At 74.1% G+C, this 17,344-nt stretch carries 1 protein-coding gene; it reads right to left on the bottom strand.

Going from position 1 to position 17,344, the window contains the following annotated elements; genetic code table 11:
- The gene (locus SMIR_RS08335; RefSeq protein WP_212726825.1) at positions 1-17,229 is read right to left on the bottom strand and encodes a non-ribosomal peptide synthetase; all 17,229 of its coding nucleotides are present in this window, start codon (positions 17,227-17,229) and stop codon (positions 1-3) included.
- Positions 17,230-17,344 lie beyond the last annotated feature (115 nt).

Raw genomic sequence — 17,344 nt, 5'->3', positions numbered from 1 at the left:
TCAGTTCTCCCAGTCCGATGCCAGTTCGTCTTCGAACTCTTCAATTTCGGTCTGTGTGATCTCTATAAGCCCCACGTCATGGGGGGTGAGACCGCCCGCGTCGGGACGTTGCGCGTAGTCGGCCAGGGCGTCGAGGGCGGCGAACCAGCCGTCCGCCAGCCGCGCCACATCGGCTTCCTCCAGCACGCCCGAGGCCCAGGTCCAGGTAGCGCCGAGGCGGGGCCCGTCGTCGGTCTCCTCGACGTGGGCGTTGATCTCGACGACGTGCGCCAGCGGGGTGTGCGGGTCCTCGCCGGCCGGGCGGGGCATCTCGGTGGCGACCGACCAGTCGCCGGTGTCGGAGGCGACGAACCGGCCGAGGTAGTTGAAGCCGATCTCGGCCTGGCCCAGTCCCTCGAACGCGGCGGCGGTCTCCGGCAGCAGGTAGCGCAGCCGGCCGTAGCCGAGACCGTTGTCGGGGACACCACGCAGTTGTTCCTTGACCCGCTTGAGGACGGACCCGGTGGCCTCCGTCCCGGCGAACGCCTCCTGGACGCCGATCCCGCCGGTGTCCAGCAGCACCGGGTAGAGCGCGGTGAACCAGCCGGTGGTGTGCGACAGGTCCACCGCCGGGTCGGCCTCGGCGCGGCCGTGGCTCTCCACGTCGACCAGGACCGGCGTGTGCGGATCGTCGCGCCACCGGGCGACGGCGAGCGTCAGACCGGCCAGCAGGACGTCGTCGACGCCGGCCGCGACCACGGACGGCGCCGTGGTGAGGAGGTGCCGGGTCGTCCGGGTGGACAGGGTGCGCCGCAGTCGGCCCGCCGTCCTCAGCAGGTCGGTGGCGGGGTCGAGGCGGCGCGTGCCGAGCCGGGCGCGGCCCTCGCGCAGCACACCCGTCCAGTGGTCGAGTTCGGCCGCGGTGTCGGGCGCGCCGGCCCGGTCGAGGGCCCGCCGCGCCCAGCGGCGCAGCGCGGTGCCGCCGCCGGCGAGCCGCGGCGTCCGTCCGGACCGGACGGCCTGCCACGCCTGGAACAGGTCGGGCAGCAGGATGCGCCAGGACACACCGTCGATCGCGAGATGGTTGACGGCGACGAGCACCAGTCCGGGGCGAGCGCCCCGGTCGAACCAGACGATCTGCACCATCGTGCCGTCGCGGGGCGCGAGCCGGTCCACGGCGGCGTCCGCGTGCTCGCGCACCGCCTCGGTCAGCGTGGTGTCGTCGAGGTCCGAGACGTCCACGCGGACCACGCAGTCCTCGGCCCGTACGGCGTCCGGGTCGGGGACGGTGCAGGTCCAGGTCGTGGCGTCGCCCGGGTCGGCCACGTCCACGCGCAGGCGCAGGCTGTCATGGCGGCGCAGCAGGGCGTCGAGGACGGCGCGCAGCTTCGGCAGGTCGAGGTCGGCGGGTGCCCACAGGACCGTGGTCTGGTTGAAGTGGTCCACCGGTACGCGCCGTTCGGCGAGCCAGTGCATCATCGGCGGCGCCGGGAGGTCGCCGACCGCTTCGGCCGGGTCGTCCCCTGCGGCATCGGAGGCCGAGGCCGCGACGCGGGCCAGCTCGGCCACCGTGCGGTGCGTGAACACGTCGGTGCCGGTGATCTGCAGGCCCTCCCGGCGGGCGGCGCTGACCAGCTGGATCGCCATGATGCTGTCGCCGCCCAGGTCGAAGAAGGCGCTGTCGGCGTCGACCTGGTCCGCGGGCAGTCCGACGACCTTCGCGAAGAGCCGTACGAGGATCCCTTCCTCCCGGGTCCGCGGGGCCCGGCCGCCGGTCCCGGTGCCGAATTCGGGCGCGGGCAGCGCGGCGCGGTCGAGCTTGCCGATCGGGGTGAGCGGCAGTTCGGTCAGTTCGACGACGGCGGTCGGCACCATGTGGTCCGGCAGGGTCCGGCCCAGGTGCGTGCGGACGTGGGCGCGGTCGTAGCCCTCGCCGGGCACCGTGTATCCCACGAGGCGCTTCTCACCGGGCCGGTCCTCGCGGACGACCACGGCGCAGGCGGTCACCCCGGGGGCGGCGCCCAGCGCGGCCTCGATCTCACCGGGCTCGATCCGGAAGCCGCGCACCTTGACCTGCTCGTCCGCCCGGCCCATGAACTCGACCTGGCCGTCCGCGGTCCACCGGGCGAGATCGCCGGTGCGGTACATGCGGGTGCCGGCCCTGTACGGATCGGCCACGAAGCGTTCGGCGCTCAGGCCGGGGCTGCCCCAGTAGCAGCGGGCGATGCCGTGCCCGGCGACATAGAGCTCACCGGTGATGCCGGGCGGCACCGGCTTCAGAGTGTCGTCGAGGACGTAGTGCCGCATGTTGTCCATGGAGCGGCCGATCGGCACGCTGTGCGTCCAGCGGTCCGCGGTGGCGGGGTCGACCGGGTGCGACAGCGCCATGACGGTCGCTTCGGTCGGGCCGTAGGCGTTGACGATCCGTACACCGGGCGCGTGTTCGAGGACGCGCCGTACGGCGGTGGCGGAGACCACGTCGCCGCCGGTGGCGACCTGCCGTACCGCGGCGAAGCACTGCGGAAGTTCCTGGGCCATGACCCGGAACAGGCCGGCCGTCAGGAACAGCGAGGTCACCCCGGTGTCCTCGATCAGTGCGCGCAGGGACTCCACGTCGAGGTCACCGGGCGGGGCGATCACCACGCAGCCGCCACGCAGCAGCGGAACCCAGAACTCGAGGATCGACGCGTCCCAGGCGTGCGGCGAGTGCAGCGGGACCCGGTCGACGACGCCGTCCCAGCAGCGGTCGGCGGCGAGCACCGCGATGTCGCCGTGACTGATCGCGACGCCCTTCGGCAGGCCGCTGGAGCCGGAGGTGAAGATGACGTACGCCAGTCGCTGGGCCGTCACCGTCACCTCCGGGTCGGTGGCGGGCAGCGCCGCGGAGTCCTCCTCCGCCACGATCACCTCGGCACCGGTGTCCAGGCCCTCGGCCCGGTTCCGGCATGCCTCGTCGACCAGCAGGAAGGGGGCGTCGACCCGCTCCAGCAGCCATTCCAGCCTGCTGTCCGGGTTCGTCGGGCTCAGCGGCACATACCCGGCACCCGACTTGACGATGGCGAGCAGGGTGACGGCCAGCGTGTCCGAGCGTTCCATCAGCACGCCGACACGTGCTTCCGGGGTGACCCCGCGCCGCAGCAGATCGTGCGCCAGCCGGTTGGCCCGCGCGTTCAGTTCGGCGTACGTGAGGGTCGTGTCCCCGAAGGTCACGGCGGGGGCGTCGGGCTGCTCGGCCACCTGCCGGGCGAACAGTTCGGGCAGCGATGCGACGGTGACGGGCCGGGTGGTGTCCAGCCAGCTGCCGAGGATCCGCTCGCGCTCGTCGCCGACGAGGAGGTCGAAGTCGGACACCGCCGACTCGGGCCGGGCCGTGGCCGCGTCGAGCAGGGCGACCAGGCGGCGGGCCAGGAGGTCCACCGTCTCCGGGTCGAGCATGTCGGCGCTGTACTCGACCGAGCCCGTCCAGCCGGCCGGGGTGTCACCGGCCGCGACCCGTTCCGTGAGCGTGACGGTGAGGTCGAACTTCGCCACGCCCAGGTCGACATGACCGGGAGTGACGGTGAGGCCGGGCATCGTGGCCGCCTCCGCGAGGGCGGTGCCGCCGGCGCTGTCGAGGTTGAGCGCGACCTGGAAGAGGGGGTGGCGGGCGGCGGAGCGTTGGGGGCGTAGGGCTTCTACGAGTCGTTCGAAGGGGATGTCCTGGTGGGCGTATGCGGCGAGGTCTGTTTCTTTGACGCGGTTGATGAGTTCGGTGAAGGAGGGGTCGCCTGAGAGGTCGGTGCGCAGGACGACGGTGTTGACGAAGAATCCGACGGTGTCGGCGAGTTTTTCGTCTGTTCGTCCGGCTGTGGGTGAGCCGATGGGTATGTCTGTTCCGGCGCCGAGGCGGGAGAGGAGTGTGGCGAGTGCGGCTTGTACGACCATGAAGGGGGTGGCGCGGAGTTGGCGTGCGAGTGCGGTGGCCTGTTGGTGTACTGCGTCGGGTATGTGGAAGTGGTGGCGTCCGGCGCGGTGGGGGCCGGTTGGGGGGCGGGGCCGGTCGACCGGGAGTGTCAGTTCGTGGGGGGCGCCGGTGAGTGTTGAGCGCCAGAATTCCAGTTGCCTGGACAGGGGTGAGTCGGGGTCTGTGTCGTCGCCGAGGGTTTCGCGTTGCCAGAGTGCGAAGTCGGCGTACTGGAGGGGTGGTTGGGTCCATCGGGGTTCGGTGTCGGTGGTTCGTGCCCGGTATGCGGTTGCCAGGTCGCGTGCGAGTACGGGCATGGAGGCGCCGTCGCCGGCGATGTGGTGCACCACGACCAGCAGGACGTGTTCCTCGGGTCCGAGCGCGAACAGCCACGCCCGCACCGGCATGTCCACCACCAGGTCGAAGGGGCGGCCGACGGCGTCGCGGATCGCGGTGTCCAGTTCCGCCGCGGTGACCGGCACGGTACGGACGGGTACCGACGTCTCCACGACGCGCTGGCAGGGACCGTCCTCGTGCTCGGCGACCAGGGTGCGAAGGCTCTCGTGCCGTGTCACCAGGTCACCGATCGCGGCGCTCAGCGCCCCGGTGTCCAGTGGTCCGCTCAGGCGCAGCGCCATCGGGATGTTGTACGCGGAGTTGGGTCCGTCGAACCGGCTCAGGAACCACAGCCGTTGCTGGGCGTAGGACAGCGGCAGCCGCTCCGGGCGCGGGCGGACGGTCACACCGTCCCCGGCCCGCGGCGCACCGCCCGGCCCGCGCCGCGCCAGCTCCCGCACCGACGGCGCCTCGAACAGGTCCCGGATGCCCACCTCGGCTCCCAGCACCGTCTGGACGCGCGCCACCAGGCGCATCGCCAGCAGGGAGTGGCCGCCCAGGTCGAAGAAGGAGTCGTCCACGCCGACCCGGGGCACCCCGAGTACGTCCGCGAACACTCCGCACAGCAGCTCCTCGACCGGCGACGACGCCCCCCGGCCACCCGTCGGCCGCACCTCCGGGGCCGGCAGCGCACTCCGGTCCAGCTTGCCGTTCGCGGTCAGCGGCAACCGGTCCAGTACCACCACCGCCGACGGCACCATGTGATCCGGCAGCACGCCGCGCAGCCGCGCCCGCAGTCGCTCCGGATCCGGTGCCGCGGCCTTGGCGGGGACGGCGTAGGCGACCAGGCGCCGGTCGCCCGGCCGGTCCTCCCGCACGACCACCGCGGCGGCCGCGACCTCGTCGGCGCCCACGAGAACGGCCTCGATCTCGCCGGGCTCGATCCGGAAGCCGCGCAGCTTCACCTGCCGGTCGGCGCGACCGACGTAGACCAGGGTGCCGTCCTCCCGGCGGCGGGCCAGGTCACCCGTGCGGTACACGCGGGCGCCGGGCGCGCCGAACGGGTCGGCGACGAACCGCTCCGCCGTGAGCGCCGGCAGGCCGAGATAGCCGCGGGCCAGTCCGTCGCCGGAGACGTACAACTCCCCGACGACGCCCGGCGCAACGGGCTGCAGGTGCGCGTCCAGCAGATGAACCCGGGTGTTCGGCAGCGGCGTGCCGATCGGCGGGACGCCCGGCCCGCTCAGCGGGGCGCTCATGGTGGCGCACACGGTCGTCTCGGTCGGCCCGTAGGCGTTGATCATGCGACGGCCGGCCGACCAGAGCTCGGCCACGTGGGGCGGGCACTGCTCGCCCGCGACGGCGAGGCTGCGCAGGCCCGGCAGCGCGTCCGGGGAGAGTTCCTGGAGGGCCGCGGGGGGCAGCGTGGCATGCGTGACGCGCTGCTCGGCCACCGTGCGCACCAGGGGTTCGCCCGGCAGCAGCCGTTCACGCGACGCCAGCACGAGGCAGGCACCCGACAACAGGGTGACGACGACCTCGGAGACGGTCGCGTCGAAGCTCGGCGAGGCGAACTGGAGCACCCGGGCGCCGGCGTCCACGTCGAACGCGGCGCGCTGGGCGCGGGCGAGTCCGGGGATGCCCGCGTGTGAGACGACGACGCCCTTGGGCCGGCCGGTGGAGCCGGAGGTGTAGATGACGTAGGCGGCCTGGTCGGGGCGGATCCGACGGTCCGGGACGGGCCCGTCCGCCGTCAGGTCGAGGTCCTCGACGTCCAGACGCGTGACCGCCGTCGGCGGCAGCTCCACGGCGCTGGAGGTGACGACCACGTCCGGGGCCGCGTCGGCGAGCATGTGAGCGATGCGCTCGGCAGGATAGTCCGGGTCGACCGGCACGAAGGCGCCGCCGGCGAGGGCGACCGCGTGCAGGGCCACGATCAGGTCGAGGGAGCGCGGCAGTACGACGGCCACGCGGCGTTCCGTATCGACGCCGGCCTCGGCCAGGATCCGCGCGAACGCGGCCGACCGCCGGGCCAGTTCCCGGAAGGTCAGGCCGGTCGTCCCGTCCACCACCGCCTCCGCGTCCGGGGTGCGGCGCACCTGCTCGGCGAACAGCTCCGGCCACAGGCCGGCCGGCCGCTCGGCGGCGGGGCCGTGACCGAGCGTCAGCAGGGCGGCGCGCTCGGCGGCGTCGTGCGCACTGACCCGGCCGACCGGGAGGGCGGGCTCGGTGACCACGGTGTGCAGGAGGCGGCGGAACCAGTCGGCGACCAGGTCCGCGCGCTCGGCGGTGAGCACGGTCGGGCGGTAGTGCAGACGTCCCTGCAGGCCGCCGCCGGGTGCCGGGCGCGCCTCGAGGGCGAGCGCGTAGTGGGTGACCGAGTGGTGGTCGACGGTGCCCACGTCCAGCCCGGCGCGACGCGCGGACTCGCTCAGCGCGTCGATGTCGAGCGGATAGTTCTCGAACACCATCGAGGTGTCGAACAGGTCGCCGAGCCCGGCGTCCCGCTGGATCCCGGCCAGTCCCAGGTGATGGTGCTCGACCAGGTTCGCCTGCTCCAGTTGCAGCCGCCGGGCGAAGTCAGCCACCGGCTCGCCGGCTCGCAGTACGGCGCGCAGCGGCAGGGTGTTGACGAACAGCCCGACCATGTCGTCCGCTCCGGGCAGATCGGCGGGGCGGCCGCTGACGGTGACACCGGTCACCACGTCGTCGCGTCCGGTCAGCCGTGCCACCAGCAGCAGCCAGGCGACCTGGACGACGGTGTTGACGGTGACGCCGAACCGCCGTGCCGCCGCCTCCAGGTCGTCGGAGTCGACGGTGAAGTCGAGCCGGCCCGGCTCGCGGTGGTCCACCGCGCGGCCCTCGTCGAGAAGGGTGCCGGCGTCGAGGCCGGTGAGCGCGTCACGCCAGGCGTCGACCGCCGCCTGCCGGTCCTGACGGCCCAGCCAGGCGAGGTACTCGCCGTAGGGCCGGGGCTCGGGCAGCGCCTCACCCCGGTAACGGGAGATCAGCTCGCCCAGCAGGACCGGCAGCGACCAGCCGTCGCGCACGATGTGGTGAGAGGTGACGACAAGGGTGTGGCAATCGTCCCGGGTGACCAGGGTGAAACGGACGAGCGGCGGCGCGGCGACGTCGAAGCCGCGGCGGCGGTCCGCCTCGAGCAGCCCGGCGAGACCGTCGTCCGTGCCGCGCAGGTCGGTCTCCGTCCAGTCCAGCGGCGGGTTCGCGGTGATGACCTGAACGGCGCTGCCGGCGCCGGTGCGCCGGAAGGCGGCCCGCAGCGCGGTGTGTCGGCGCTGTACCTCGGCCGCGGCCTCCCGCAGTGCGGCGCGGTCCAGCCGGCCGTGGAAGTCGACGCGCAGCTGAGACACGTACGGATCGGTGCCCGCGCCGCGGTTCAGGTGGTGGAAGAGCAGGCCTTCCTGCAACGGGGCCAGGGGCAGCAGGTCCGCCACATCGGCGTCGGACTCCAGTTCGCGGATCTCGTCCTGGGACAGGGCGATCATCAGGTCCGACGGCGTCCGGCCGCCCGCGCCGGGTCGTGCGGCGTGCGCGGCCAGCCCGCGCAGGGCCTCGAACCACAGCGTGGCGAGCCGCCGCGCGTCGTCGTCGTCGACGAGCTCGCGGGCCCACGTCCAGTTGGCGACCAGCTCGGGTCCGTCCGGGCCCGCCTGGGCGGCCGCGTTCAGCTCGACGACGTGCGAGAGCGGCACGTCCGGAGCCTCGTCGGCACCGATGACGTCCAGCTCCCAGCCGTCACCGAGCGCGCCGCCGAGAGCGAGCCGGCCCATGTAGTTGAACCCGATCTGCGCCTCGGGAAGGCCGGCGAACAGCGGCACCGTGCCGGGTGCCACATGGCGGGCGATGCCGTGGCCGACGCCTTCGCGGGGTGTCGAGCGCAGCTGTTCCTTGACGGCGCGCAGCGCGTCGCCGGCCGCGTCGGTCCCCTCGGCCACGGCAGCGTGGTCCGCCGGACCGGCGTCCAGGCGCACCGGGTGGGCGACGGTGAACCAGCCGACGGTGCGGGACAGATCGCTGCCGGGCAGCAGGTGTTCGGCGCGTCCGTGACCCTCGACGTTCACCAGCAGTCCCGACCGGTCGCCGCGCCACCGCGGTACGGCGACGGCGAGCGCGGTCAGCAGTACGTCGTCGACGGTGGCGTGGAAGGCCGTGGCCACCTGGCCGAGCAGCGCCTCGGTCACGTCGGCGGGCAGTCGGAGAGTCAGCCGGCCACCGGTGCGGCGCAGGTCCTTCGCCGGGTCGAGGGGCCGGGAACCGAGCAGCGGGTCATCGCCGTCGAGCAGGTCCCGCCACCACTCGGCGTCGTCCGCGGGCAGCCGTACGAAGGCGGCCGCCCACTGGGCGAAGGAGGTGGAAACGGCGGGCAGGCGTACAGTCCGGCCCGCCCTGACGGCCTGCCACGCCTGGCTGAGGTCGGGCAGGAGGATGCGCCACGACACGCCGTCCACCGCGAGGTGGTGGATGACGAGCAGCAGCCGCCCGGGCCGTTCAGGACCGCGGTCGAACCACACCGCACGCAGCACCTGGCCGGCGGCGGGGTCCAGTTCGTCGCGGGCGACCGCCGCCCGGGCGGTGACGAGCGCGGCGAGTTCGTCGTCGGTGTGCCGGGCGGCGTCGACGCGCCGCAGGCAGTGCGCCGCGTCCACGGACTCGGCGATCTCCAGCTCATGCGCGCCGATGGTGCGCATCCGCAGCATGTCGTGCCGGTCGAGCACGGCCTGAAGGGCGGCGACGAGGTCGGCCTCGGCCGTCGGCGGTGTCCGCAGCACGACCGACTGGTGGTACTGCGCGACCCTCCCGCCACGGTCCACGAGCCGTCGCATCAGCGGCAGGAACGGCACCCGGTGAGGCGCCGGGGCAGCCGCCGGCGCCGGTGCCGGGGCGGTTTCGCCGAGCGCGTCGGCCAACCGCGCGACGGTGCGGTGCTCGAACACGTGCCGGGCCGAGAACCGGATGCCCGCGGCGCGGCCACGTCCGACGAGCTGGATGGACATGATGCTGTCGCCGCCGAGGGCGAAGAAGTCGTCGTCGATGCCGACGTCCTCCTTGCCGAGCACGTCGCGAAACAGCGCCAGCAACTGCTCCTCGGCGGGGGTGCGCGGCGCGCGCGCCGGGGCGGTGGCGGCGAACGTGGGCTCCGGCAGCGCGGCGCGGTCGACCTTGCCGTTCGGGGTGAGCGGCACCTCGTCCAGCAGGACGAAGGCGGCGGGCACCATGTACTCGGGCAGTACCGTGCGCAGGTGGGTCTCGACGGCTGCGGTGTCGAGGGGGCCGTCCGCCACCAGGTAGCAGACGAGCCGGCGCTCACCGTCGCCGCCCCGCACGGCCGCGACGGCGCGGGCGACACCGGGGAGCCGGGCCGCCGCCGACTCGATCTCGCCGAGTTCGATGCGGAAGCCGCGCACCTTGACCTGGTCGTCGACTCGGCCCACATAGGCGAGAGCGCCGTCGGCCCGCTGCCGCACCAGGTCGCCGGTGCGGTACATACGGGTGCCCTCGGCGCCGAACGGGTCGGCGACGAACCGCTCCGCGCTGAGCCCGGGCAGGCCGAGGTAGCCGCGGGCCAGTCCCTCGCCCGCGATGTACAGCTCGCCGCGCGCGCCGGCCGGGACCGGGCGCAGGCCGCTGTCCAGGACGTAGGCGCGGGCGTAGTCGAAGGGGCGGCCGATGGGCACCGGGCCGTCGGCCAGCGGGGCGCCCGGCGGCACCCGGAACTCCAGGCAGTTGACGGTGGCCTCGGTCGGCCCGTACGCGTTGATCACGGTCGCGTCGGGGTGGGCCGCCCGCCAGGAGCGCAGCATCTCGCCGCGCAGCGCCTCTCCGCCGAGCACCAGGGTCCCCGACGGGGAGACCTCGTGCGGCAGTGTGTCGAGCAGGCTCAGGTGGCTCGGGGTGCCCTTCAGGAACGTGGGCCGCTCGCCGCCGACCGCGTCGGGCAGTTCGGCGATGTGTACGCAGCCGCCCGCCACCAGCGGTGCGTACAGGCAGGTGACGGTCAGGTCGAAGGAGACGGAGGTGTGGGCGAGCGCCGATCCCGCCGCGTCCGGGTAGGCCGTGCGAGCACGCCGTAGATAGGCGCCGAGGGCCCGGTGTTCGACGACGACGCCTTTGGGCCTGCCGGTCGACCCGGATGTGAAGATCACGTACGCGGGATCGTGCGGGCGCGGATTGCGGCCGGCCGCGTCGGCCTCCGCGTCGCCGACCGTCAGGGTGGGGATGCCCTCCGGTACGGGCCCGTCCGCGTGGGCGATGGCCAGGCGGGGTGCGCTGTCGGCGATGATCGTCGCGATGCGCTCCGCCGGGTAGGCCGGATCGACCGGCACATAGGCGGCGCCCGCCTTCAGCACGCCCAGCAGGGCGACGGGCAGCTCGACCGAGCGGTGCAGGGCCACCGCGATCAGCTGTCCGGGCCCGGCGCCCCGCGCGATCAGCTCGCGCGCGAGAGCGTTCGACCGGCGGTCCAGCTGACGGTAGGTGAGGCGGCGCCCGTCCGCGACGACGGCGGGGGCGTCCGGGGTGCGCAGCACCTGAGCGGCGAACAGCTCCGGCAGCGAGGCGGCCGGCTCGGTCTGCTCGACGGGCGGGTTCCAGTCCAGGAGCCGGCGGCGGCGGTCGCCGTCGCGCCGGGTGTCCAGGCGGGCGAGCGGCAGCCGCGGCGCCGAGGTCATGGTGCGCAGCACGTCCAGCAGGTCGTCCGCGGCCGCCCGGACCGTCTCCTCGTCAACGAGTTGCGGCTGGTGCCGGACGCGGAAGAGCATCTCGTCGCCCGGCTCGACCACGATGCTGATCGCGAAGTGGCTGCCGTCGGTGACCCGGGCGCCGGTCAGTTCGAGCGCGCCGTCCTGGGCCACGGCCTCGATGGCGGCCCGGTCGATCGGGTAGTTCTCGAAGCTGAGCAGCGTGTCGAACAGGTCGCCGAGTCCGACCTCGCGCTGGATGTCGGCGAGTGCCACGTGGTGGTGGTCCAGCAGCGCGGACTGCTCCCGACCGAGTCGGCCGACGAGTTCCGCGAGGCTCTCGCGCGGGTCGAGCCGCACCGACAGCGGGACCGTGTTGATGAACAGGCCGACCATGTCCGCGGATCCCGGCAGATCGACCGGGCGGCCCGCCACGGTGACCCCGAACAGGGTGTCGTCCCGGCCGGTGAGCCGGCGCAGCACGGTCGCCCAGGCGGCCTGGACCATGGTGTTCACGGTGACGCCACGGGCACGGGCCGCCGCCACCAGGGCCGCCGTCTCGGCGCGGTCGAACACATAGGCGTGGCGCACCGGCTCGACGACCTGGGTGGTGCGCTCGGCGGCGACGTGCATCGGCTCGGTGACGTCGGCGAACGCGGTGCGCCAAGCCTCCACCGAGGCCCGGGTGTCGGTGGACGCGAGCCAGGCCAGGTAGTCGCGGTAGGGCGGGGCGGGCTCGAGCGGTGCCGCTCCGGCGTACGCGCCGAGCAGGTCACGTACGACGATCGGCAGCGACCAGCCGTCCACGACGATGTGGTGCATCGTCAGGACGAGCGTGCAGGAGCCGGACGGCCGCCGCAGGACGGCCGCGCGCAGCAGCGGGGGTGTGGACAGGTCGAAGCGGGTCGCCCTGTCCTCGTCCAGGAAGGCGGCGACGGCGGCGTCGTCCGGCACATCGGCCTCGCGCACAGGTACCTCGGGCGCCTCGTGCACGCACTGGACCGGCCGCTGCGAGGCGGCGGTGCGGAAGCCGGCCCGCAGCGCCTCGTGCCGGCCGAGCACGCGGGCGAACGCCTCCCGGAGCCGCGCCGGGTCCAGGGCGCCCGCGAAGTCGAGCACCAGCTGGAGGGTGTAGGGGTCGCTTTCGGCGTCGTCGTAGGTGTGGAGGAAGAGCAGCCCCTCCTGGTTCGGGGCCGGCGGCAGGACGTCGGTGACGCCCGGCTCGGCGAGCAGCCCGTTCAGCTCCCCCTCGGGCAGCGGCGCGACGGACCGCAGTGGACGAGGCTCCTCCTGGTGTCCGCGGACCTCGGCGAGTCCGGCGACGGTACGCCGGTCGAACACGTCCCGGAAGCCGAAGGTGAGACCGGCGGCGCGGGCCCGGCTCAGCAGTCGGAACCCGAGGACGCTGTCACCACCGAGGGAGAAGAAGTCGTCGTCGATGCCCACCCGTTCGACGCCCAGCAGCTCGGCGAAGATGCCGCACAGCAGCTCCTCGTCCGCCGTCCGCGGCCGACGGCCGGCCGCGGACGGGCCCACGGGCACGGGCAGCGCCCGGCGGTCCACCGCGCCGGACCGTCCGACCGGCATCGTGTCCATGCCGACCACCACGGACGGCACCATGTAGCCGGGCAGCGACTGCGCGGCGAATCCGCGCACCTCGGCCGCGTCGGTGCCGTCGCGCAGCACGACGTAGCCGACCAGACGGCGCTCGCCGGGCAGGTCCTCGCGAACGGTGGCGGCCGCGCGCACCACGCCGGGGTGGGCGGACAGCGCCGACTCGACAGCCGCCAGGCCGAACCGGAAGCCGTGGAGTTCGACCCGGTCGTCCCGGTCCTTGTGCGCCTGCGGGGCCGGGGCGGCCGGCTGCGGGCCGATGTCGCCGACCAGGGTGCCGGGGGCGGTGGCGGCACGTGCGAGCACCTCTGCGAACCGGTCGAGCAGCTCGGCCGCCGCCGCCACGGCGAACTGCCCCGGGCGGCAGGCGAGCCGGGCCAGCAGGCGCTCGCCGGGCACCGCGGAGAGGGTCAGCGGATAGTGGGTCGCGTCGGTCAGGTCGGCGTCGGCGAGGGCGAGTCCGGTGGCGTCCGCGGCGGCGTTGATCGCGTCGCGGTCCACCGGGTAGTTCTCGAAGATGACGAGCGTGTCGAACAGGTTCGGGACACCGGCCGCGCGCTGGATGTCGACCAGGGGCAGATGCTGGTGGGCCAGCAGGTCGGCCTGACCGTCCTGGATGTCGCGGGCCAGTTCGGCGAGTGTCCTCGCCGTGTCGGGGCGGGCGCGCAGCGGCACGGTGTTGATGAACAGGCCGGCCATGTCCTCGACGCCGAGCAGTTCGGCCGGGCGTCCGGCCACCGTGATGCCGAAGAGCACGTCGTCGCGTCCGGTGAGGGTACGCAGCGCCACCGCCCAGGCGGCCTGCACCAGGCTGTTGACGGTCACGCCGAGTTCGCGGGCGCGCGACTCCAGCAGCCGGGTCGTCCCGGCGTCCAGCTCGCGCTCGAGGCGGACCGGGACCGTCTGGGCGGGCTGCTCGACGGGTGCGGCGACGAGCGTGGGCCGTGCGTCGGCCAGCGCCCGCGACCACGCGGCGAGGGACTCCTCCCGGTCGCGGCCGGCCAGCCAGACGAGGTGGTCGCGGTACGGGCGCGGATCGGGGCCCGGGGACGTGCCCCGGTAGGCGCGCAGCGTCTCCCGGATCACGATCGGCACCGACCAGCCGTCGAGCACCAGGTGATGGCAGGTCAGCAGGATCCGGTGACCGTCGTCGAGGCGCAGCAGCGCGGCGCGCAGGAGGGGCGCGGTGGCGAGGTCGAACGGCTCGTCACGCTCGGTGCGCGCGGCGCGGTCCGCCTCGTCCTCGCGGCCGCGCAGGTCGTACGTGCGCCACGGCACCGTGCACGCGCGGCGTACCGCGAGCACCGGCCGGCGCAGGCCCTCGTGCAGGACGGCGGAGCGCAGCACGGGGTGCCGGGCGAGCACCGTGTCGAGCGCGGCGCGCAGCCGGTCGGCGTCGAGGTCGCCGTGCAGGTCGAGCCGCAACTGGACCGTGTACACGTCGCGGTCGCCGGTCGCGAACGCGCTGTGCACCAGCAGGCCTTCCTGCAGCGGTGTCAGCGGCAGCACCTGCTCGGTGTCCGGGTCGGCGAGCAGCGTCGCCAGCTCTTCGGCGGGCAGCGGGTCGGGCAACGGCGATGCGTGAGCCGGGCCGTCCGGCGCCCCCGTGCCGCAGGCCGGGGCGAGGCGGGCCACCGTGCGCGCCCGGAACAGGTCCCGGACGGGCACCGTGAGTCCTGCCCGGGCGGCTTGGGCGACGACCCGGGTGGCCGACAGCGAGTTGCCGCCGAGGGTGAAGAAGTCGTCGTCGATGGTGACGGCGTCGATGTCGAGCACCTCGGCGTACAGACGGCACAGGTGTTCCTCGACCGGGGTTCGGGGAGCGCGGCCGTCCGGGGCGGCGACCCGGACCGGGGCCGGGAGGGCGCGCCGGTCGAGTTTGCCGTTGGGGGTGAGCGGCAGCGCGTCCAGGGCGACGACCGCGCCGGGCACCATGTACTCGGGCAGTCGGTCGGCCAGGTGGCCGCGCAGTTCCGGTGAGTCGCCCTGCGCGGACACGACGTAGGCGACCAGGCGCCGGTCCCCGGGCCGGTCCTCGCGCAGCACCACAGCGGCGCGTTCGACCGGTGGGTGGGCGAGCAACGCCGCCTCGATGTCGCCGAGTTCGATGCGGAAGCCGCGCACCTTGACCTGGTGGTCGACGCGGGACAGGAAGGTGATGCCGCCGTCCTTGCCGAGGCGTACGAGGTCGCCGGTCCGGTAGAGGCGGCCCGGCCCGTACGGGTTCGCGACGAAGCGTTCGGCCGTCAGCCCGGGCCGGCCGTGGTAGCCGCGGGCCACTCCCTCGCCGGCGATGTACAGCTCGCCGCCGAGTCCCTCGGGCACCGGGTGCAGGGCCGAGTCGAGCACGTACACCTGAGTGTTGAGGATCGGCTTCCCGAGGGTGACCGGTCCCCCGTCGACGGGTGCGGTCATCGACCACACGGTGGTCTCGGTGGGGCCGTACATGTTGGTGACGGAGGTGGCGTGCCCGGCGAGGAGGGCGGCGAGCGGCTGCGGCAGCGCCTCGCCGCCGGTGAGCACGCGGACGCCGGCGAAGACGTGCGGCCGGTCCTCCACGAGCGCCTGCCACAGGCTCGGCGTGGCCTGCATGACGGTGACGCGCTCCCGTTCGACGAGTGTGCGCAGCGCGTCCGGATCGAGTACGTCGTCCCGGCTCGCCAGCACCACGCGCGCGCCGGTGAGCAGGGGCAGGAAGATCTCCAGGACGGCGATGTCGAAGCTCACCGTGGTCACGGCGAGCAGGGCGTCGTCCGGCCGCAGCGGTACGGCCGCCCGCATGGCCTGGAGGAAGTTGTCCATCGCGGCGCGTTCCAGGACGACGCCCTTGGGCCGGCCGGTCGAGCCGGAGGTGTAGATGACGTACGCCGTCGTGGTGCCGGTCTGCGGGCGGCCGAGCGGTGTGGCGTCCCCGTCGGTCAGGTCGATTTCGTCGAGCAGGACCGCCGGTGTTCCGGCGGGCCGCGGGGGCCAGTCGCCGGTGGTGACGAGCAGGTCGGGGCGGGCGTCCGCCAGGACCATGGTGATCCGCTCGGCGGGGTGGTCCGGGTCGACCGGGAGGTAGGCGCCGCCGGTCTTGAGCACCGCGAGCAGGGTGACGACGAGATCGGCGGTGCGGGGCAGCGCGACGGCGACCAGCCGCTCGGGGCCGATGCCGCGCGCCGCCATCAGCCGCGCCAGGCGGTTGGCCCGCGCGTCCAGTTCGGCGTACGTCAGCACCTCGTCGGCGCGCAGGGCGACGGCGTCGGGTGTCTCGGCCGCCCGCTGCTCGAACAGGTCCACGAGGTGCCCCTGCACGGGGCCCGCGGTGTCGTTGGGCCGGTCGGCGAGCTCTGTGCGCGTCGCGTGGTCCAGCAGCGCCGCACGGCCGAGCGGCGCGTCGGGCGCCTCGGCGAGCGCGCCGAGCAGGGTGAGGAAGCGCCGCTGGTGGGCGAGCAGCTCGGACGCGGTGTACAGGTCGGGGTTGGCGGCGAACTCCAGCCGTACGGTGCCCTCCGTGGCCGGGTCGCCGTACGTGGCGAGGGCGAAGTCGGCGACGGGGCCGTTGGACAACTGGTGTCCTGTCGCGGTGACGTCGCCGAAGCGCACGCGGGTGCCGAACGACATCGCGTTGACGAGCGTGCCGAACAGGGCGCCGCCGGTGCCGGTGAGGTCCAGGTCCTCGTGCAGGTCCTCACGGCGGAACCGCTGGGCCCGCAGCAGGTCGCCGAGGTGGGCGCGGACCTGGCCGACCAGGGCGGAGAACGTGTCGTCGGGGCGGATGCGCAGGCGCAGCGGCAGGTCGTTGGCGAGCATCGCCGGAGTGTTCAGGGCGGCCGGCGAGCGCCGCGCCGCCACCGGGATGCCGAGGACCACGTCCGGCACGGACAGGAGCCGCTGCTGGTAGACGGAGGTGGCGGCCGCCACCACGGAGGGCCAGTGCCCGGCCTGCGTCAGCGCGGACGTCAGATCCTCGGGCAGGTCGGCGTGGTGCCGCAGGGCGCGTGCCGCGGGGCTCGCCACGCCCTCGGCGAGCGACTGGCGTTCCTCCACGTCGCGGAGCCGGTCCAGCAGGAACCGGCGGTCGTTCTCCCGCTGCGACGAGGTGCGGTACGCCGTCTCCTCCGCCCCGAGGTCGGTGAGGCGGTGGTAACGGCAGGGCGGGACGCTCGCGCCGACGAGCAGCGCGGAGTAGATCTCGGCGAGCCGGGAGATGTACCGGGTCTGGCCGAACCCGTCCAGCACGATGTGGTGGTAGCGGAAGTAGAGCAGATGCCGCCGGTCGCTCAGCCGGAGCAGCGCGTGCCGGAACAGCGGGCCCGCCGCGAGGTCCGGCACGGTGGCGAGGTCGCGGTCCATCCACGCGCGCGCCGCCGCCTGCGGGTCGGGCTCGGCGCGCAGGTCGAGCGTGTCGAGCAGGGGCACGGCGCCGTCCACGCGGGAGCGGATCACCGAGAAGACCTCGCCGTCGTCGCCGAACCCGGCGCGCAGCGTGTCGGCCTCGGCCACGGCGAGCGTGACGGCGTGGCGCAGCACCTCGGTGTCGAACGGCCCGGAGTCGTAGTACACGGCGCACTGGTACAGCGGGCTCTCGGGCTCCATCCGCTGCGCCACCCACACGCCGAGCTGCGCGGCGGTGACCGGCAGGCGGACGTCGCTGTGAACCTCGGAAAGTGCCAACCGACTCACGCTCCCAGAACGGTGGTGCGGCTCTCGGTCGCACGCTGACCGCACCGCTGACGTACGTGGCAGATGCGCAGCCACCCGTGCTCGTGCTCGTGGTGGCGCCGTGCGG

This window comes from Streptomyces mirabilis (assembly GCF_018310535.1).
Classification (GTDB): domain Bacteria; phylum Actinomycetota; class Actinomycetes; order Streptomycetales; family Streptomycetaceae; genus Streptomyces.
Note: the sequence above shows the minus strand (reverse complement) of the source record. Positions and strands in the feature narration are given on the sequence as shown.